The sequence below is a fragment of the bacterium genome (assembly GCA_030247525.1).
Classification (GTDB): Bacteria; Electryoneota; JAOADG01; order JAOADG01; family JAOADG01; genus JAOTSC01.
This window is the reverse complement of sequence record JAOTSC010000062.1, coordinates 1-18,899: the sequence shown is the minus strand read 5'-3', so window position 1 is coordinate 18,899 and position 18,899 is coordinate 1. Positions and strand designations below refer to the sequence as shown.

At 49.5% G+C, this 18,899-nt stretch carries 22 protein-coding genes; all 22 read right to left on the bottom strand.

Annotated elements, in window-relative coordinates; all coding sequences use genetic code 11:
• Positions 1–460: baseplate J/gp47 family protein (locus tag OEM52_07490; GenBank protein MDK9699969.1), on the bottom strand; the 460-nt coding region annotated here is incomplete at its 3' end.
• Positions 457–894 carry a GPW/gp25 family protein gene (locus OEM52_07485; GenBank protein ID MDK9699968.1) on the bottom strand — a complete coding sequence of 146 codons (438 nt, stop codon included), beginning with the start codon at positions 892–894 and terminating at the stop codon, positions 457–459. The genes OEM52_07485 and OEM52_07490, both read right to left, overlap by 4 nt.
• Positions 891–1,253 (bottom strand): hypothetical protein, encoded by a 363-nt coding sequence (locus OEM52_07480; protein ID MDK9699967.1) that lies wholly within the window; start codon positions 1,251–1,253, stop codon positions 891–893. The genes OEM52_07485 and OEM52_07480 overlap by 4 nt, the downstream gene beginning before the upstream one ends.
• Positions 1,254–1,255: 2 nt before the next feature.
• Positions 1,256–1,924, bottom strand: coding sequence for a phage baseplate assembly protein V (locus OEM52_07475; GenBank protein ID MDK9699966.1), 669 nt, complete (start codon positions 1,922–1,924; stop codon positions 1,256–1,258).
• Positions 1,911–2,696 carry a hypothetical protein gene (locus tag OEM52_07470; protein ID MDK9699965.1) on the bottom strand — a complete coding sequence of 262 codons (786 nt, stop codon included), beginning with the start codon at positions 2,694–2,696 and terminating at the stop codon, positions 1,911–1,913. The genes OEM52_07475 and OEM52_07470 overlap by 14 nt, the downstream gene beginning before the upstream one ends.
• A 12-nt stretch (positions 2,697–2,708) precedes the next feature.
• The gene (locus OEM52_07465; protein ID MDK9699964.1) at positions 2,709–3,482 is read right to left on the bottom strand and encodes a hypothetical protein; all 774 of its coding nucleotides are present in this window, start codon (positions 3,480–3,482) and stop codon (positions 2,709–2,711) included.
• A complete protein-coding gene (locus OEM52_07460; protein MDK9699963.1) occupies positions 3,475–6,570 on the bottom strand; it encodes a phage tail tape measure protein in 3,096 nt (1,031 codons plus the stop codon). The genes OEM52_07465 and OEM52_07460 overlap by 8 nt, the downstream gene beginning before the upstream one ends.
• A 208-nt stretch (positions 6,571–6,778) precedes the next feature.
• Entirely contained in the window at positions 6,779–7,171 is a 393-nt protein-coding gene (locus OEM52_07455) for a hypothetical protein (protein ID MDK9699962.1), read from the bottom strand.
• Between the two features lie 11 nt (positions 7,172–7,182).
• Entirely contained in the window at positions 7,183–7,641 is a 459-nt protein-coding gene (locus OEM52_07450) for a hypothetical protein (protein MDK9699961.1), read from the bottom strand.
• 21 nt (positions 7,642–7,662) lie between these two features.
• Entirely contained in the window at positions 7,663–9,087 is a 1,425-nt protein-coding gene (locus OEM52_07445) for a DUF2586 family protein (protein MDK9699960.1), read from the bottom strand.
• Positions 9,080–9,322, bottom strand: a complete 243-nt coding sequence (locus OEM52_07440; protein MDK9699959.1) for a hypothetical protein — start codon at positions 9,320–9,322, stop codon at positions 9,080–9,082. Before OEM52_07440 ends, OEM52_07445 begins: the two co-directional genes overlap by 8 nt.
• Positions 9,322–9,852, bottom strand: coding sequence for a hypothetical protein (locus OEM52_07435; protein ID MDK9699958.1), 531 nt, complete (start codon positions 9,850–9,852; stop codon positions 9,322–9,324). Before OEM52_07435 ends, OEM52_07440 begins: the two co-directional genes overlap by 1 nt.
• Complete coding sequence (locus OEM52_07430) at positions 9,849–10,322, bottom strand: HK97 gp10 family phage protein (protein ID MDK9699957.1); 474 nt, start codon at positions 10,320–10,322, stop codon at positions 9,849–9,851. Before OEM52_07430 ends, OEM52_07435 begins: the two co-directional genes overlap by 4 nt.
• The gene (locus tag OEM52_07425; protein MDK9699956.1) at positions 10,319–10,693 is read right to left on the bottom strand and encodes a hypothetical protein; all 375 of its coding nucleotides are present in this window, start codon (positions 10,691–10,693) and stop codon (positions 10,319–10,321) included. Before OEM52_07425 ends, OEM52_07430 begins: the two co-directional genes overlap by 4 nt.
• A gap of 5 nt (positions 10,694–10,698) precedes the next feature.
• Complete coding sequence (locus OEM52_07420) at positions 10,699–11,121, bottom strand: hypothetical protein (GenBank protein ID MDK9699955.1); 423 nt, start codon at positions 11,119–11,121, stop codon at positions 10,699–10,701.
• Complete coding sequence (locus OEM52_07415; GenBank protein ID MDK9699954.1) at positions 11,118–11,318, bottom strand: hypothetical protein; 201 nt, start codon at positions 11,316–11,318, stop codon at positions 11,118–11,120. The genes OEM52_07420 and OEM52_07415 overlap by 4 nt, the downstream gene beginning before the upstream one ends.
• 4 nt (positions 11,319–11,322) lie before the next feature.
• Positions 11,323–12,189, bottom strand: coding sequence for a hypothetical protein (locus tag OEM52_07410; GenBank protein ID MDK9699953.1), 867 nt, complete (start codon positions 12,187–12,189; stop codon positions 11,323–11,325).
• Between the two features lie 10 nt (positions 12,190–12,199).
• On the bottom strand, positions 12,200–12,619 hold the full coding sequence (locus tag OEM52_07405; protein MDK9699952.1) for a hypothetical protein: 420 nt from the start codon (positions 12,617–12,619) through the stop codon (positions 12,200–12,202).
• 13 nt (positions 12,620–12,632) lie between these two features.
• Positions 12,633–15,128, bottom strand: a complete 2,496-nt coding sequence (locus tag OEM52_07400; protein MDK9699951.1) for a DNA adenine methylase — start codon at positions 15,126–15,128, stop codon at positions 12,633–12,635.
• 329 nt (positions 15,129–15,457) lie between these two features.
• Complete coding sequence (locus tag OEM52_07395) at positions 15,458–15,817, bottom strand: hypothetical protein (GenBank protein ID MDK9699950.1); 360 nt, start codon at positions 15,815–15,817, stop codon at positions 15,458–15,460.
• A complete protein-coding gene (locus OEM52_07390; GenBank protein ID MDK9699949.1) occupies positions 15,814–16,278 on the bottom strand; it encodes a hypothetical protein in 465 nt (154 codons plus the stop codon). Before OEM52_07390 ends, OEM52_07395 begins: the two co-directional genes overlap by 4 nt.
• Positions 16,275–18,899 (bottom strand): phage head morphogenesis protein (locus tag OEM52_07385; GenBank protein ID MDK9699948.1); only part of this gene is annotated, 2,625 nt, incomplete at its 5' end. The genes OEM52_07385 and OEM52_07390, both read right to left, overlap by 4 nt.

Here is an 18,899-nt window from a genome sequence, read left to right as displayed (position 1 = left end):
TAACGGTTACACTTCCGAGATTACAGCAGGTGCCGATCACTTCGGCTTCTGCCAGCACGCGAACAAATGTCTCATTTGCCGGGATTACTGCTGCCTGGATCGTAGAATAACGATATTCATTTCCACTGGATTCTGCGCGACTTTTGACGATTGTTCCGGCTGGTATGGTAAGAATGTTCGACGCAGGTGCACGGTAGAACGTGATCCACATTTGTGTTTTGCTACCGAGTAACCTCTCCACACCACATTCGCGGGCACGCAGATCGAGCCACTCACCAGTGGCAGTCATCAGAAATCCTTGCTGCGCGACCTTGAACACGAAGTTGTAGAGTGACGCTATGACATAGGCAATGATTTCGAGCAGGTTGCGAATCCCACTCGATGTCGAGAAGTTCGTGAACGGGGTTTTCGCCGCCACCTTCCCGATCAATTCATCGCGAATGTCACTGTACGATTTCATACAACTATCGAATTCCTTTTTAGATCGTCAATACTCTTGATGCCATAGCCCCAGACCAGCGTATGGGTTTCGCTATCGCCGACTGCTTCAAAACGTGCCTGGAAGGTCTTTTCCTCGCTACCGAATGAAAGCAGTTCCACTTGAATTGTCGACTGTTTCACCCGTTGATCATTTTCCAGTGTTTTCGTAATAAATCGCTGTGCCAATGTCCGGTTGAGAGGTGTATCATTAGCACCCAGCATGCCCAGCATACCGCAACCATATTCAGGATGCGGAAACAATTCTCCCGGTTGGGTACGCAAGGCATCGGCGAGATCGCGCAGCAGACAGTCTCGACCCGACACCAAAGCGAGATCGCCACTGGCGGATACCAACAAGTCGCCAACTTCGTCAAATGCCAGATCAGTACCGAGATGTTCTAAACCTGCCATCATGAAATCACTCCCACACCCGGCGCAGTCGTCGCACCAGTCTGTGCTGCGGGACTACCAGCAGTAGATACCGCAATTCCTGCTGCTACCGTTACCACTCCAGCACTTACGAAGTGCTGCACCATGGCTGTCGCCACCGCACCGGCGAAAATGGTCTTGGTATTCTGGTGTACTGCCTGCGCTATTGCACGTGACATCTTGGGAATTGGATCGAGATAACTGCCACCGGCAAATGCTGGAACACTACCCAACTCCTGCCGGATATGTTGTTCGATCAGACTTGCTAATGACGACCCGTCCGCATCCAGCGAGTCATACTGCTGTCCAATCAATTCCTTGAGTAGTGTTGCCGAAAGCGCCATTTTTATTCCGTTTTTGATACTTCCGATAACATCGCTGTCATCATCGGTTGGATGGGTGGCGAGGTCGGTGCACCAAGATTTCCGGTATGGATGTGCGTATTGAAATAGCTCATGAACGAATCACCCAGTACCACTTTCTCCTGCGCACTTGCCCCTAGCTCCACTTGAGGCGCAGATAGTTTTACTTTTCCGGTTGCAATCACATCGATATCGGCGTCACCACAAATCTCAATTTTCGCTCCGGCAGTAACATTCAGCGTTGCTTCTGTTGCGATCAGAATGGCACCATTTTCTGCGATTTCAATCCGGCTGCTACCCTGCTCGATGATGAGATGTTTACCACATGTCCCTGAGTCCGTAACAAATCCCATCACAAATGGTTGGGTAGGATCTCCCCAGAGAAAGCCGACCACGACTGCGTCATCGATCTTCGGAAGAATTACAATCCGTTGGATGCTGGTTGCCCAAAGCGTCAGAATTTGACATTTAGGAAGCAAGGGTGTATCGGCATCGTCAGGCTTTACATCGACTGTGAACTTTTCTGCGTTAACTGCCACTACTTTTCCGCGCATTGGAAACCGCATGTACCCCGACAGATCGGGACGCATCGTCTCCATCGCCTTGCGCAGGAGCTGCAGCAGATCATGTTCACAGGTTTCAGACACTGACATGCTTCCAGTAAATCTTACTGCGGCAGCCACGAGACCATTTGTAATACACTCGTTCTGCCACAACCGCATCACCATCCACTTCAATGGTGTCACCATGCAACACTGGAGCAATGCCGGTAGTGAGCCAAGAGTAACCTTGCAATTTGCTTGACCCACGGTTGTTGATATTCAATCCAGTAACAAACGAAACAACCGGTTCGGCTGGCTGTTTTGGAGATTGCCAATAGAGCGTTCTGTTTCGTATCCAGAACAGCATCGTTTTACCCAGTTCGAATTTCACCCGCTCAGCCAGATGGGTCATTGCTTCGAACACGGTTCGATTAAATACCGGAAACTTTTTCAGCTCTAATCCGGATGCTTCGAGATCGTGTTGCAGACCCAGACCGCGTGTTAGTTGGCAGATAATCGCTTCGGTGTTTTCGTCTTCGATGGTGGTCGTGATCTGCTTGGCATGGAGCAGTGTCATGTAGTCGACTAGTTCAACCCGGATCGCCTGATCCAGCTCCTTCACTTCGCGGACCACACCGTCGAAAATCGGCAGCAGATTCTCTTCGCTATCGAGTCCCCATTGGATTATTACTGGTGCACCCCGTTCGAAAAATTCCCCATCGAATCCGGTGGCTATCGGGATTCTCAACCAGGCGGTATCACCAGTGCCGCGACGAAACGAAGTCACTTCGAATACACTAACCGCATCACCGATCTCGAGGTCTTTGTATTTGACCGAAGTAACCGGCGTTCGGTTGGCAAGTTGATAGGGCTCTAAACTCATAAAAAAGATTCCTTAGTGTGTAACTGGTGCGTCGGCTGCTGGGTGTTCAGGCATACTGTCACCAAGCGAACCCAGGGTATAACCGGCACGCTCGCCACTCTTCGCAGTTGCACCAAGTCGCTGTGCTAGTGCTTCATCCTGCGAAGTATCGGGTCGTTGCATTTCTGCTGGCATATTCGCAGACGCATCCGACTGTAATGCTTGTTGTGCAGATTGAGCAAGAGCTTGATTTTCCAGTTGGGTCTTGATCGAGTTGAATTGCACGAATACGCATTGCGCAGTGACGAGATTGTATCCCTCCGGATCATCCTCAAGCTGCAACTCCTTCCAGTACACCTGATCGATGCCAGCGATTTCTGGAAGTGGTGAAACCAGTGTCAATGGAACTGGTAACTTTTGCTTGCCCTCGCGATACAGCTTTTGCAGCGATTCCACCCGTTCGCGCAATGGCTTCACTACTTTGCCATTTTCTTCGAGATTGGTCAGCTCGATGGTGATTGAGATCTCAGTGTCTTCATAGCCAAGTACCTGTTTGATCTTACCCGACGATTTCGGAATCTCGATCTCATCGATCTTGATGCTCTGCTTGATCCCTACTTTTTTCGGATATAAGTGAAGCTCAGTATCACCTCGCTTTAGCATTAGTTCGCCCGCTGTTGAGTATTCGCGAGAATCCCACTGACTGCTGCGTTTGCTTTTAACTTTATCCTGCAGCGACTTGAGCCTTGCTGAATCATCTTCCTTCTGTCGGAGAAGATTGATGATACCGAACACGAGATCAGCCAAGGTGCGCCTCCTCGACCCCGTCGGTCGCTGAAAGCGCATCAGACAATGCGGCAATAATCTGATCGCGAATCGATTCACCCTGTTCACTGGAAACACCGGAGATATTGATTGCGTCGATGCGGATACTGCGGTCAATGCTGGTTGAACGGTGACTTCGCTGCGTATTGAAAATCCGGCTCGATACAACACTGGAACTGGATGGAGGTGCACCGACATCAACTGTACCACCGGCGAATGCCAGTGATGGTTGTAGTCCGGATAGCTGCTGCGTCGCCACGACGAACTGCTCCAAACGCAGTGTCATCAGATCGAGCAGGTTCGTGAGTGTTTTAGTCAGCGTATCTTGCAGCCGCAAAAAGAAATCATCCAGCGTAACTGCCACCGGAATTTTTGCCTGCTGCGTCAGAATGGTGTAGGGTGAGTTGTGGACGAGATTATTGTCTTTGGTAAACGTGCGCACTTCCACCGGAATGACTGCCGGTTGAGTTGGGATCGACGCTTTACCGGTAAAGGTCGGGATAAGTGGAATCTCAAATCCGAGATAGGAAGAGACACTATTAATCTTACCGATAAGCCAATTGATCTTCTCGATCACCCAGTCGGCGGCGTTCATACCTGCTTGCTTGACAACATTCCAGATGCCAGCGAAAATATCACCAACGGCAGTAAATCCGGTTCTCAGCCAACTGAGTACGGTATCCCAGTGTTTCCACAAGAGGTAAAACGGTGCGATAATTCCGAATACTGCGACGAGTGCCGCTTGTTTGATCCAACCCCAAACGGTATCCCAGTGTTTGTACAGCAGGTAGAAAGCCGCACCAAGCGCCACGACCCCAATGATGATTAAACCTATCGGATTGGCAGTCATCGCAACATTGAGCAACCACTGCGCGCTAGTGGCGACACCGGTGGCAATGGCATGAGCGAGCATACCGGCTTTCGCAATCAGCCACTGCATGCCAAACCAGACCACCTTCATTCCGGCGACCGCTAAATTCCAGGTGAGCATCGCCAGATTTTTAATCACAAAGGCAACCGATGATCCCAGCGAGAGTGCCCACTGCCAGATGCCCTGAGCTGCTGATAGCGTAAACTGCCACATCCCTTTCAAAGCGGTGAGAAACGAGGAGTAAACGGAAACTGCAAAGTTCTTCGCCGTACCGGCACCACTGGTCATCATATTGCGCAAGATTTCGAAGGCAAGTTTTGGATTAGCAGCAATCTCCGCCAGCTTAATACTGAGGTACTTTAACTCGGCACCGAACACCCGGGTGTAATAGGGCAGTGTTTTGAGCAGGGGAATCACACCACCCAAAGCACTCGACATTCCCCACAATTTGAAGATTCCGATACCGAGTCCCGTGGCGAGTAGTGTCCCGATCACTGGTGACGTGCGCAGCAGATCGAAGAATCCACGAAAGAGTCCGATGGTAAATCCAACGGTATAGGCGGTAACCATTGCAAATGCGATCAGTGGCGACTGCATACCGGTAAATGAGCTGTTCCAAGTCGTAAACCAACCGGTGACTGCATTGGCGATATCACGAATTTGGTAAACAATGTCAGTAACCAACAGCTTGAAAGTTGACCAAAGTGCTATCAGAAGCGGTTTTATCGCAGTCCAGAACGCAGTAACGACATCGCGCAATCCGAGGAAGTTGGTCTTCCAGGCGACGAACAATCCTGCCATCACACCAGCAGCAATGAGTACTGGAGATGCGACCGAGAGAATCGATCCGCTGATGGCCTTCAATATTCCGAGCATTCCGGTCCCGGCGGGAAGTGAAAGTTTCATGGCAGTGGCAAGAGCATTTAGTTTGGTCGGAAGCGCCAGAATATTTGCTGCCAGAGCAGTAACGCCACTGGCGGAAAGCAGCAGCAATCCTCCGAACAGGAACACCGATGCGCTGGTAGCCATAAACGAAGCGCCCACTGAAATGAGTGTGGGATGCACCGCAGCAAACTGGCGAAACGCATTCACCAGACTTGAGATTTTATCCAGCACGTTTGCTATTGGAGAGAGCAGCGGTTCGCCGATGGTTTCTTTCAGCGATGCCAGCGCATTGGTGACATGATTCCATTTAGCCTTTACAGTATCGGAAACTTTGGCAAAGGCATCACGAGTCGCATTCGCCGATCCAGTCATGGCAGTTAGATCGCTTGCTGCTTCGTTGGCATTTTTTCCGGTCAGTGCGAGGATCGCTTTTAGCCCACGCACATTATCGGATAGTTGTGCGATGTTCTCGATACTGCCGCCAACCCCACTGGAGAGGTACTGCAGATACTTCTGGAATCCCATTGCATGCATTTTCGATAGTGACAATTCGATACCGAATTTCGCAGAGGCACGTTTTGCTTTTTCTGAGGGTGCTATGATATCCTGTAATGCCATATTGATCGCAGTAACCGATTCAGCAGTGTTGATACCACGCTTCGTGATGGTGGTAATGGCTGCCGCAATCTCTTCAAACGACACACCGGCAGCCGAGGCTGTACCCAGAACGCCGCCTAATTCCTTCGCCATTTCGCCGAAGGTAGTCTTACCTAAATTCTGCGCCATGAACATGATGTCGGATACCCGGGTCGCTTCTTTTGCGCTCATCTGGTAGGCATTGAGGACGCTGGTAATGCCATCTACTGCTGTCTCAGTATCGGTTAGACCAGCAGCAGCCGACTGTGATGCGATGGTCAGCACCCGCATGGCATCGCTTGCCGGGACGTTAGCGGAGATCGTCTGGTATAGCGCTTTTGTTAACCCTTCCAGCGAATCCTTAGGCGAGGATGCAGCAAGATCGACTAGCTCTTTTTTGTATTTCGGGAGATATTGTTCGGTTTGAGCGGTAAGCAGGGTACTCACCATTGCCAGTTCCGACTCGAAATCGGCAGCCGACTTGATTGCCGTTCCAACCGAGAACGCCATTCCCGCGCCGAACAGAGTTGACTTGAGTCCTAAACTGGCAAGAGTAGTAGAAGCACGATGAAGAGTCGACTCAAGGGTATTGAGTTGACGGGTAGCCATGTCGAATGCCGCCAGATCGGCGGTGCCGACCAGTGCAATATGAATCGCCTGTGTAAACCCTTGCGACATCTCTTTTACCTTCGTCCCCGTTTCGGTTTGTTTTGTTCAACTGCCTTCGATTCCTGATCGGAAAGCCATTCGGCACTGGCATAAAGTTCGAATACCTGCTCGAATGGAAGCGTATCGACTACAGAGAACGTGTATCCCGGAAACCATTTACAGATCACTGCTCGTAACTGGAGATACCACGTCTGATCGATGCGTTCGCGCTCATACTTTAGAGCTTTTTTATCGAACCGCCTTCTTTCAGACCCAACGCTTCCTGGATTTTGACAAACAGCGAGAGGATGAGTCCCGGTTGCCAAAAGCCACTGGTATTGGTTTCCAGCTCCATCGCATTGATATCGGGGAATACCACGAACTGAGAGATGTACATCACCGGTGCCCGAGTGACAGCAGTCTGTTGGTTACCGGCCATGAATGCTTGCAGTTTAGAGAATTCTGTCCAGTTGCTGCTGCGGACAACAAATTGCTGGTCACAGTTTGCAATCTCGACTACGTGAAGCGTGTAGTTCTTGCCCCACTTTTCCTTGAGCTGAGCGATGGTATCATCCGTCAGTTCCTGCGGAACGAACGGAACGATGGTCTTGTTATCGGATAGTGATTCCATGAAATACCTCGTTAGACTTTCTCGAGGGCAAAGCCCTTGCACTTGATACCAACTGGTTTCGCATCTTCGGAATCCTCGAAACCACCTTCGTAATCCGTGATTTCGACACCGGTGAATAGTTTACTCTCACCAATCGCAGCGCCAGGATACATGGCAATAATGGTGGCATCGCGAATATCAGTGAGATCGCTGAACGGCGCTTGCAGTGCGGTGTTCTTTAGCAATTGTGCTGCGACAAACGCGTTATTCGAAAGCACTTCCGCAATCTCGAAATCGATCTCATAAGTTTTGTGGACCGCACGGGTCACGCCATGAGCCTTGGGAAAACCAGCGCCATAAAGCGGCTTCTTCGGGTGCGAAATCTTCCAATTGAAATTCTTCAGGGCGAAGACCGGCAACCCGTCGATAAACAGTTTGATACTGTTCTCGGCGATGCCATCCATTACGCCAATCGGTTCTTGATTCGGCATTTTTTATTCGTCCTTTCTCCGCTACTGCAGATAGATTTCGTTCAGGATGATCTCGAACGCCTTCATCGAATTCACCGTAAGGACAACCCGGGCTTCACCGAGATCGCGCATCTCAGGAGTGCATTCGATAAAGAGATCGTAACTGTCGATCTGACCGGCATCTTGCATGATCTGGAGTGGTTTCTTCATGTCGGTTTCAAGCAGTTTGATACCATGTCCCTGCGAATCATTGGGTCGACCGAGATGCGGGAAGGCTGCTGCCCGGCATTTTTTCCCGGCAGTGTACACGGCACGTAGCTTCTCAACCCGATTGTAGGTGTCACCGACCGGACACCGGTTCTGCGACAACGCGACAATGGTTCCGAATCCCGGTTGAAACCGGAGATAATTAATACCATCGGTCACCAGCGAAGTCTGCTGCGCATTGGTGAAATGGGTGGTGAGATTGATCAGGTTAACTGGTTTTTCACCGAGCAACGACTTCTGGATGTCGATCTTGGCGAGTAGTCCGGTCAGGGTATTGGTGAGGCGGTTGGTGTACACCGTCCCATCTGAGGCAATGAACTTTCCCTCACCAACACAGAACACCGCATTGCAGTCACGAACGGCATCGTACAAGGTCTTGCAAGAAGCGAGATAAGTGACAATTTCGGCAGCAGTCGGTTGCAACTTGTCAACCGCCGTAATTGTCGGAAAATCGAGAATGGCGAATCGTTCGCCGCGATTACTGGCGATCATGTTGGCGCAGGATGTAAGAATCGAAGTCCAGAGCGCTACCGTAGTTGCGCCGATAAAATGTACCCAAGCTGCATCGGTGTATGTTTCGGATAGCGTGATCGCATTGGTGTAATCACTGTTGGCGAGCGTATCACCGTCGTCCCCACCAGCTAGGTGTACACTTGTCTGCGCCTTCACTACTGTGGGGGAACCGGTAGCAACTACAGCCTTAACTGGGAAGTTACTGTTGCCGTTGATCGATTCTACCAGGGCAGCATTGGTCGTGCCAGTGAAGCGATATATCTGTTCACCGATAGTAATCACGATGGTTCGGTCATTAGAATCGGCGATCACATCGACGTTCACTCGGTCACTATTAAACCAAGTCCCCTTTTCCTTCGCCGTAAGGACAATTGCGGGAATGGCAGTGCCGGAGGTTGCATCCATCAGATTGGCAGTTGCGGCGGCAGCCGAGGCACCCGCAATACGAAGTACATACAGGAATGCCGATCCTTGCGAAGCATCGATTTTCTCTTCCAGCGCTTTCAGCAATTCGCCACTACCGAAGAGTTCTTTCGCGGTCGCCTTATCCGACACCTGATAAACATGTTCAAGCAGACCTCGCTTGGCCGTGCCAGCGCAGAATTCGATGTTGGTCGGAATGACAGCCGGGACTACCGGACCCGACTTATACTCGGTATAGACATTCTTGATAATGCGGTCAGCCATTGGCATCCCCCTTTAACCACGACTCGATTAGTTCAACGAGGCGTGACTTGGAAATCAAACTCATTGGTGTCAATCCATGCTGCGCCAGCACGGCATTTACGACATGAGTCGGATACTGCTTTAATTCGGGAAGCAACACATTCACTCGGTACTCCGGAGCGACAGTAATTGTCGTTTCATTGGGTGCACTCGAGTCGGTTACCGGTTCAGTATCCCCGTTCGTACGTCTGTTCATTACTGGATCTCTCCCATCTCGAAATGCACCGCGATTAGTGGCGGCACTCCTTCAAACTCCTGACTGGTCATTTCCTGAAACCGCCACGACACCGTACGCTGGTAAACGAATGGTAACTGGTCGGTGATCGCCGGCAGTTCGTGAAAACCCGAATGATTCGCCATTGCGATATGCACTGAATCACTTCCTACCGGTAACTCAACCGACCCGATTCGGAACAACGATTGCAGTTCGCCATCAATCTGTTCAATCAGCGAATGCACAATCGTATTACCATCGCGCTGCTTGTCCGCCGGTGAGCGCACCGTAAAGCGTAGTGTTCGCTCGATATTCCACCATTTCCGTTCGATGGAACCATCCAAAGCATCGTATGGTCCTGTCCCAATTTGCTTGCGCCTGGCATCGATCTCGGTAATCAACAACAACGGGTACGGATATCCGGCGGCGGTATGTGCCAGATCATCCTTGAACACGTGAAGGTCTGGAATGTTCAATTCCAAATACCGCGCTAACGCCTGTTCCAGTTTCATGTCAGAAATCCGGCGGTTAATGATGCCATAACACCCTGTACAATCTTGGGTGCTTCAACCTTACCGTGTTCAAACGCCGGTTCGAAATAGGGTCGTGGTTTAGGCGCGACATAGAAAAACTTCCGGTTGTTCCACCCCGGGATATTATGCCGCTTGAGCCACAACCGGAATCCGGGAACGGAATCGATATGAAGCCAGTGTCCTCTCGCACCAAACTCAACTGCTGCCGCATAGGCGACATTCGTGCCGACAACGAGATGGTGACTACCAACCTGCACCACCGCAATGCTGTTCATCAACAAACCAGAATCGACCCCGCCCTGATCGCGCAGTTTTGTTACCGCAGTCTTGCGAACATCTTCCGCCATTGTCACCATTGCCGTCTGCAAACCAGCGCTCACCAGGTGCGGATATTTGCGCAGTATCGCTTTACTCTTGGCAAAGGCTCTGGTATCGATTACGATTTTCACGAACGGCTCCGGTACGGTTCGAGTTTGATCTCTTTGTGTGTCAATACACCAAACAGATTGAATTCAGTGATCTCCGCGATACCGTAATGCACTCCATCCACAGTCACGAGATCGATCTCCTGCAGATCTACCTCCGGCAATACCGACAACAGCACGCCATTTCCACATTTCGTCAGATCAGATTCCGGCAGCGGTTTGCGCAACACCGGGAAAGTGATCTGATCGACCGACTCTTCAACATGCGCACCGCCATATTCCACCATGCCGATTTGCTGCCGAGTTCGGTTAGCGGTTTCGCCGCTGCACTCGATCAGCGATTTCATGTCGCTGCGTATCTGCTGCGCCTGTTGCGCGGAAAATGGTATCGTCATTGAGTCTATTCATTGCCATACAACAAAGGAGTCACACCACCTGAACCACCTGTCCAAGCTTCCACTGCGGCGTCGTATCGAGCCATACTGCGCTCACCCAGTGCGAGCCAGATACGTGCTTCGTCGCCATGCGTCACCGATTTATCGCCGGACGAGAATGAAACTTGTCGCGACGATCTTGCTGCCATCGTTTCACAAACCAATGCGAGAGATCGTAGCAAAAGCATCTCCCGGTGTTCCATCGTCAGAACCGGATAGACTGCATCGCCGGTTACTGTGTACGTAACAGCGAAGTCGCGGTTCAGAAACAGCAACCCGCGCTCGATTGAACGACACAATTGCTCATCCGACAGATCGTGTGCCGGATCGCTTAGCGTATCGTGAAAATCGAGCCGCAGCTTGGCGGTGAGTTCGGACAACGGTGTCATTTCTTTTTCTTACCAGTAGTAGTCGGATCGACTTCACCGGTCGCTTCCATTGGTTTCTCTTCAGCAAGTAGTCCGCTTGCCAGCGCATCGCTTAACTCGGGAGTCATACGACCCACGGAATGCGATGCGTCCGGCAGCAAGACTAATCCCGAAGGGAACACCAACGTCGTCCCGGAACTATTTTTGATCGTAGCCACCTCGCTAACCGTTGATGACGATTTTGAACAGCAGATCGGGTCGGGTAATGCCGAGAGCACACTCCATCCAGACCACCCAACCAACTTTGAATCGGGGAACGTCCTTGTAGGGTTCAGCAGTGATCGCACTTCGAACGGCGTATTTACCGATCTCAGTGTCCGGAACGATGATCACTTCTGACAATGATGCAGCAGCAGTATTGATTAATCCTGCACCACCCATTGTCTTGACGACGCCCTTTTCGAACAGTTCGCGGTTGGTCTGCGGATCTAGATTCGACCAGCTCTTCAAATCCGACATTCGCGCACCACGCATCAGGATGAATTTCGGATTCAGTTCGAGATCTTCCACCTTGGCAATCGCCTGATAGAAGGCTGTTTCAGTCAGCTTGCCACCACTGGTGATCGTGATGATATTCGACTGAGGAACCGAAGCCGATAACAGCGACATTGTTCGCTTATCGACTTCTTTCCGGATGGCGTTTGCGGCCTTGTTCTGATGATCGGTAAGCGTGCCGACGTTGCCGCTCTGCAAAGCCGAGATATCGACCATTGGATTTGCCGGAATTCGGTCGATCGGAAATTCCACTTCATCGAAATCAGCTACATCAGTAGACGTAACGATTCCTCCCGTGGCGATCCAATGTGCCTTGATTCCCGGAACTTTCTGGTACTTTGCCGGTTGTCCGGGTGGCAATGGATGTTCGGTCAAGAGCAGCGGCGTAATGATCCGGCGATTGATTTCCATTTCAATCGGAGGAGCAATCGCTTCCGCCATTGCATGCTTTCCTTCCGGGGTCTCCAGCGAACGGGTCATCAACTTGCCCATTTTCTCCATGAATTCGCGGGAGTTCACTTCGGTGCTAATCATTGATTACTCCTTACGCCGAGGGGACGCTAGTCCCGTGATTCGTCCATTGAAACTTGAGCATGCCGTCCGAAACTGACAGCGCACGACCAATAATCTTTGCACCGGCACCGGCAGCTTTCAGATTGCCAAGCGTTGCATCGAATGTCAGAGCATTGCCGGCCGTAATCGAGCCGGAAAAATTGTCGGTTTCGTAAATACCGTCGCCGACAAATACAACTGCCAGCACCTTGTCGGTGGATGTCGGTGTTGGTCCGCTCTTGAGCCGATTAGTGCGACCCAGCAAACCGAACGGTTCATCATTCGCATTATTGACCACTTCGTACAGATCGTTTCCGACCAGTTTTACAATTTGCCCGGGGTTGCCCGGACCCTGCAGTTCGCCATTGCCGTATGCGATACCAGGCAAGGCGGCATTCAGGAAATTTGCCATCGAGATCTCCTTCTCAGTTCGTGACCGCTTCGCCGCGATTCTGTTTGTAAGCCGCCATCAAACCGTCTTTTAATCCGGTTTTGAGTTCGTCGCCGGGCGGCGTATCGGCAACGTTGATGGGCTTGACACCAGCATCCGTTTTGAGTACCGGGATTGGCTGACGATTTGCTTGAGTAGATAGGTCAGGCATACCCGAAACAGTGATCTCTACGGCCATCAGTGCTTCTTCGGAAAGGGCTGACAGACGTTCAATCTCTGCTTCACGCTCGGCATCATTGGCGAACGTGCGACCTTTGAGTTCGAATCGCTTCACCAATTCCGTTGCTTTTGCCTTTGCTTTTTCTTGAGCAGCAGCTTTTTTCAGCGTATCGAGTTGCTTCGACAGTTCATCGACCTGCTTTTTCAAATCGGCATTCTCCTGCGTCAGCGTCTTGATCTGTTCGCTTGCCGGAGCTGCCTCACTCGCCGGAGGGGTTTCCGGTGTGGGATGATCACTCATTTTCTTTGCCTCCACAGTTGGTAAATCAGCTGGATTTTGAAACAGCTCCTCCAGCGAGGAACGAAATTGCTCAACGCCACTTTGCATCAGTTCGAAGGCCTGGTCGTTGGTGAGGTCTTCATTCTTCACTTTGCCCAGTAGATCGTTGAGATAGCTTTGTAATCCTCCCACGATGTCCCACAGCGTCATACTGCGCTGTTGCTGGAGGAAATACTCATTAAAAGTCAATGCCTGTGTTTTCATTTTGACTCCTGTTTTCGCAACGGAACGGATTACAGCACGCTCGTCGGCACCTTTATCGGAAAGCAATCCCACACCAGTAAAAACCACCCCACGCAGAATTTCGTACACCGGTTTACCCTGGTAAGTAGCACCCTTGTACTTGCGGAGATGGATGCAGTAGTCGGCTTTCGAAGAAAACTTCTTACCGCAGATTGAGCACTCACCGGCATCGTACTGGCATTCCATTGAAACCTGCTTGACGATTCCTTCCTTCATGAGCCGGTAGGCAAGTTGGGCGTGCGGATTATCAGCAACGAAGAGCCGACCGGTACACTCTACCAGACCGCCCTCTTCATCTTTCCACTGGGATTCGGTAATTCCACCGACGATGTCGGTGAGATCCTGCGAATGTTTGAGATCAACTTTACGTGAGATGGCAGAAGGTGCAGCCTTAATCAGTTCATCGCGAGTGAAATTGTCGCCGTTGAGATTGGTTCCGACGTGAGTCAAAACGAACACAAACTCGGGTTCGGTGTTACTCGAAATACCCTCTTTTGCTTCTGATACCAGCTTGATGTCAGCAGTAATGGCCGAGCATTGCAATTTGTTTGTTGAAGCGAATGACTCGGCAGTCACTGGCTGCAATTGGGAGATCTGCTTTGCTTCCTCTTCCCAATCTGCTTGAGACCGGATCGCTGTTTCGGTTGGTCCGCAGACAAAAATCCGTTCCTTAGCCAGTGACGCTTCGTCTTGACGATGATGAGCAGACATTGTATATGCATGATCTTTTGAATACATGCGAGACACTTTGCCGGAGTTTGAGATCATGGATTTGATCGATGCCTCATTTGGGAAAGCATGGTCCCGGTATGAGATGATCCAACAACTGATCCCTTGAGCGCCTTTCAGGAAAGTTTCAAAAAAAGTTTCAGAATTGGCACGGGTGATTGTTTCTTCTTCGATCTCAGCATACTTATGCGTTGCACTATCAACGATGATCGTAAGACCTTTCCAATAGGTCATTAAACCTTCTATGAAGTGATAGAAACTCTCATAGTTGGTTGTAGAGAATTCTGTTGCGTATGGTGGATCGAAATAGGCTAAGTCAACTTTAACACCAGGGAGTAGTTCGTCGATCGGCGAATTCTCTGCTCTGTTTTCCTTTCCATTGTCATACACCAATCCATTGATCCAGTTACAGTTGTTCCGGAATCGCTGTGTGAATTCAGCAAGGGTATCTTCGTATTTTTCATACCGGACAGATGATTGGAAATGGCAGTAACCACCTTTGCCATTAAGGCAAGCCTTAGCCAAGGCGAATAGAGCGATGTCCTTCTTGTATCCACGAAGATCATCGATGTTTGCTCGAATCTGATCAATCAGTGCATGTACACCCTTGGCAAAGAACAATCCCTTGAAATTGTCCTGAACGAAGCTTCCAGTGTTGGTATTATCGGTTAACAGTTTATCGATATCACCGTCGGATAGTGTCGTATCATTGTTTTCGACGATGGCGCGTGCTATGTGGTAAGCATACTTCAGACGGTCATTTGCCACGACCCGCAAGCCTTTTCGCTTATACATATAACCAACAACAGCGCTGCCACTGAACGCATCAAGCACACTCTGCACACCCTGTGGGGTGTGTGCCCAAATCCAATCAACCAGTTTCTGTTTCGAACCGATGTAGTTCGTTACATACGAAACCTGCTCATCCTTGTTCTGAGCCGCTAACAGGAGTTCAGCATGGGTTTGAAGCAGATAATGAATTTGTGATTCGAGTTCCATCAAAGTCCTAAAACGAAAAAACCCGACACCACAACTCCTCATCGGAATTGAGATGTCGGGCTCGGGTTTTTCCCGTCACGCGACGAATTTGTCAGTTACCTGACCACGTAGATGACTTTACACAAATAATGTACTATTTCTTGATCTCTCTGTCAAGCGATTCATCACGATGATGTGTTGTATTCTTTGAGATATTTCTCACTTGAGGATTAACCGCAAGTTTACGTTGGTCCTTACGGGATACTAGGATGGGTACACTTTCTTGGAACACGATCGTCACTTCCCCAAATCGAGGAATCCAAGACTTGTCATTCAGTATTTTCCATAACTCATCCATCGGTCAATCCTAACTCACCCTTAGCGATTCGAGCAATAATTTCCTTACAACCCACGGGTAAATTTGCAAACTCCTCCTCGAATGGACCGTAGAACTGACCGGTGTAAGAGTTGTATGCACTCTGGTGATATTCGAGAAAGTCTTCCGGTATAACCTGGATTCCAGCTTCTACCATCGCAGTCGCAACTCGATCTGCTTCTGACTCTCGTTCTGGATTACCCGGGAGATACGCCCATTCAAAGGCAAGTGATTGCGCACCAACTTCCACTGCCCAGACTCCCACGGGCTTCCAGGTGAGGCCACCAGCGATGTCATCGATCAGAAGTGCATCGATTAGGTATTTTACTTTCATACATCGTCCATTCTGCGCAAACCTTCTTCTACATAAGCGCTATTCAATTCAGCATACCGAACGGGGTTTTCGGAGATCAGTTGTTGGAACAACCTCCACCTTTCCTCATGCTGAAGATCAACCCCGCTAACAATCCGCTCAATGTGCAAAGTCTCACCATCGAAGGTCTGCAAGTCAACACCGAACTCAGTATCAGTCATATCAAGTATTTTCTTGACGTGCCCATGGTGCCCGTCTTCTTCATATCCACTGGTGCAGAACAACAGCCAAAAGTCGGTATCGATCAGATTACCCGCAGCATCAAATCCGGGCTTCACTTTCAACACTTTGTAGAAGCAGCCGATATCGAGATCAAATGCATCGTCTTTATTAAACTCTACCATTATCCAGGAGCCGACCCGCATAAATTCATCAAATACACTTTGTATCCGATTCAATTCGTCACTCAAATTTATGTTCATGATCCGACTTCCTTTACGATTTGTTCCACTTTACGTCCATCTGGTAACTGACTGAGACCATGTTTTCGGAATACATCTAACATCTGTTTCCGCTTACCGTGATTAACTCGTACCTCTTCAATGTTATCCAGTAAAGTTACTGTGTATTTGAAGATCGTTTCATTTCCACTCCGCCCAGCGCATCGTCGAAAGCCATCAATCGTGCTGTGTCTATTTTCGATTACATCATTGCCAGTCACTCTGCCGTATTTATCATGATCATAGCTGATTGCATCGAGTCTTCTGAGCATGTTCTTTTTGAAGTAAATGCCTTCTGATCGGCTGTCAGTGGCTGATTTGATGCGGGTAAATACATAGGAAGCACCACCACTGGACATATCTTCAGCAGGCGACATACCACCTACCGGTACTCCACAACGCAACTTTTCCACTGTGCTGACAAGTGTTCCGTTACCAGCCAATACTTGATCGAAAAATTCGGCAATATGTCCATAATCGTTGGTAAGTGAGTGCACTAGCGAGACACCAGGCATCTGTTGTTCCAACATTGCATCACTCAAATCAAATCGCAACTGTACACGATGACCTGCCTGTTGAATACCACCGGTAGTCCCGAATTGCAGAACACCCTGGGGCTGATAGCAGGGTAATTTGGTTACATCCTTAACACCCATTTTTTTTGTCCAGTAATCGCGCAGCACTCGGATACGCTCAGTAGTAGTTGCTTTGGTAGATTCGAAATTGTCCAGAAGCTGTTTGTATCCGGCTTGTTCCACATCCTTCAAGACATACCCATGCTTGAGTAGATACATCAATTCGATATCCTCATCGGTCGCAATTTTACCATCGATTCCTAGGGTACGCGAATGTGCTATTATTCGATCAAGCAGTTCCGGAGTCGCTTTCCCATCAACTAGAAACTCAATTTCACCATTCACCGCGAATAAACTGTTATTGGCGGTAACGGTTGGTGTATAGTAGGCGATTGTTCCATCACCAAAGTCGATCTGGTACTGAACAGAAGTATCCCCGCGGTGAAATATCTGACTAGCCCCGCGACGACTACCATTTACTTCGATGTCCCTTCCATTCGCGACTCGTGATTCGAACGTAACGTTCCCTTTCTTAACGGTAAAGGACACAGCTTTGTGACCGACCTTTTTCGGTTGAGGCATTTTTATGTAGACTTCCAGTTTCTCACCCTGCTGAATTTCAGGGATTAGGCCATTGTTACCGGAACTTTTCCAACGCTGAATGACATTGACCCAGTAACTATAACGCTCCGCCATGGCCTTTATGTCAGGATCACTGGAAACGCGCAGGGTATTCAATTCGTTCAATAAACTGGTTGCTGCATCAATTTTTGATGCTTTTTTGGAACCAGATTGAATCGTTTTCAGTGCTGAGACGATGGTATCAAAGAAGTGATCCTCTACCAGAGGTTGACCAGTCATGTCATCTGGGTCAATTAATCCTTTGATCAGCTTATGGACTCTCTGATCGGCAGATTTCAATAACTTCATCTTAACGGCAGTACGTGGTTTGCCCTTCACCGATTCAGAGAATACGAGCAGATTCATGTCTTCGACATCGCCACTGTCAAAGTCAATGGTGACTCCCTGCCAACCGGCGTCATCGACTTTCTTGATTAATTCCTCAGCTTGTTTCCGTTTCGGATCTGCTATTTTGCTAGACACTTTAGTTTCTGCCGCTATCGCATCAAATCCCTTGAACTTTTTATCAACGGTTTTGATGTAAGCTTCGAAATCCCGGCGCAGATTGTTCTTTCGGTCAATCAGCATCAACTTGAATTTACGGAGACCAGCGCTATCGCTTTGGTATCTACCACTAGCATACGACTCAACATACGACCACAACTCATCATCACTGAGTTGTTCCAAGCGTTTTATCGAATCAAGCATTGGATGCCAGGTGAGCGCAATCTCGCCATTTTTCTGCATCCGGAACAGGGTATTGTACACTGGCTCCCGCTCACCGAATTGGCTGTTTGGATGATAGTCAATAGCAAGTTTGTCATTCGGGAAGTACCGCCACGCTTGTCCCTTATCGATACCGATGAGATGGCCATCCTGAGTACGCAGAAATTGTGCGACATGTCCATCGTGATTGGAAGTTAGCCAGTCGATTACCCGGTGTCGCTGCAGTTGCTCAATTTCTATAGCTGAGAAATTGCCAGGATTGAACGAGGTCAAATCAGGTTTGTCAGCCAGTCCGTTCAACATTCGCTGGATCGTTCCGGTTTTACCATTCAGTTTGACGACCCGAACTTCCACCATGTTATCATCAACCAGACGACCAATTTTATAGGCAGCAGTCTCGGCTTCTGCCGCGAACTCGGATCCTGCCGCTACCGGTTTGAACATCCATTCATGCCCGCGTGGATCCACATAAATGTCCTTGGGATGACCGCCACCGAGATCGGATGCATGACGCTTGAATGTGAAATTCTGTTCTGGTTGCTGCCTTACCTGATCCCAGAGCTGATCACGTTCGGAGTTCGTCAGCATTACTGTTTGATCGAAATAGCGTGAAATCGTAAGCGGAGTACCAGGTGTTGATTGTACCGGTTTCGCTGCAGGTTTCTTTAGCGATGGTGCGCG

Excerpts from the sequence above, each read along its gene's own strand:
- OEM52_07485 (MDK9699968.1), bottom strand. The coding sequence starts at position 894 with ATGATGGCAGGTTTAGAACATCTCGGTACTGATCTGGCATTTGACGAA.
- OEM52_07480 (MDK9699967.1), bottom strand. The coding sequence starts at position 1,253 with ATGGCGCTTTCGGCAACACTACTCAAGGAATTGATTGGACAGCAGTAT.
- OEM52_07475 (MDK9699966.1), bottom strand. The coding sequence starts at position 1,924 with ATGTCAGTGTCTGAAACCTGTGAACATGATCTGCTGCAGCTCCTGCGC.
- OEM52_07470 (MDK9699965.1), bottom strand. The coding sequence starts at position 2,696 with ATGAGTTTAGAGCCCTATCAACTTGCCAACCGAACGCCGGTTACTTCG.
- OEM52_07460 (MDK9699963.1), bottom strand. The coding sequence starts at position 6,570 with ATGTCGCAAGGGTTTACACAGGCGATTCATATTGCACTGGTCGGCACC.
- OEM52_07455 (MDK9699962.1), bottom strand. The coding sequence starts at position 7,171 with ATGGAATCACTATCCGATAACAAGACCATCGTTCCGTTCGTTCCGCAG.
- OEM52_07450 (MDK9699961.1), bottom strand. The coding sequence starts at position 7,641 with ATGCCGAATCAAGAACCGATTGGCGTAATGGATGGCATCGCCGAGAAC.
- OEM52_07445 (MDK9699960.1), bottom strand. The coding sequence starts at position 9,087 with ATGGCTGACCGCATTATCAAGAATGTCTATACCGAGTATAAGTCGGGT.
- OEM52_07440 (MDK9699959.1), bottom strand. The coding sequence starts at position 9,322 with ATGAACAGACGTACGAACGGGGATACTGAACCGGTAACCGACTCGAGT.
- OEM52_07435 (MDK9699958.1), bottom strand. The coding sequence starts at position 9,852 with ATGAAACTGGAACAGGCGTTAGCGCGGTATTTGGAATTGAACATTCCA.
- OEM52_07425 (MDK9699956.1), bottom strand. The coding sequence starts at position 10,693 with ATGACGATACCATTTTCCGCGCAACAGGCGCAGCAGATACGCAGCGAC.
- OEM52_07420 (MDK9699955.1), bottom strand. The coding sequence starts at position 11,121 with ATGACACCGTTGTCCGAACTCACCGCCAAGCTGCGGCTCGATTTTCAC.
- OEM52_07410 (MDK9699953.1), bottom strand. The coding sequence starts at position 12,189 with ATGATTAGCACCGAAGTGAACTCCCGCGAATTCATGGAGAAAATGGGC.
- OEM52_07405 (MDK9699952.1), bottom strand. The coding sequence starts at position 12,619 with ATGGCAAATTTCCTGAATGCCGCCTTGCCTGGTATCGCATACGGCAAT.
- OEM52_07400 (MDK9699951.1), bottom strand. The coding sequence starts at position 15,128 with ATGGAACTCGAATCACAAATTCATTATCTGCTTCAAACCCATGCTGAA.
- OEM52_07395 (MDK9699950.1), bottom strand. The coding sequence starts at position 15,817 with ATGAAAGTAAAATACCTAATCGATGCACTTCTGATCGATGACATCGCT.
- OEM52_07390 (MDK9699949.1), bottom strand. The coding sequence starts at position 16,278 with ATGAACATAAATTTGAGTGACGAATTGAATCGGATACAAAGTGTATTT.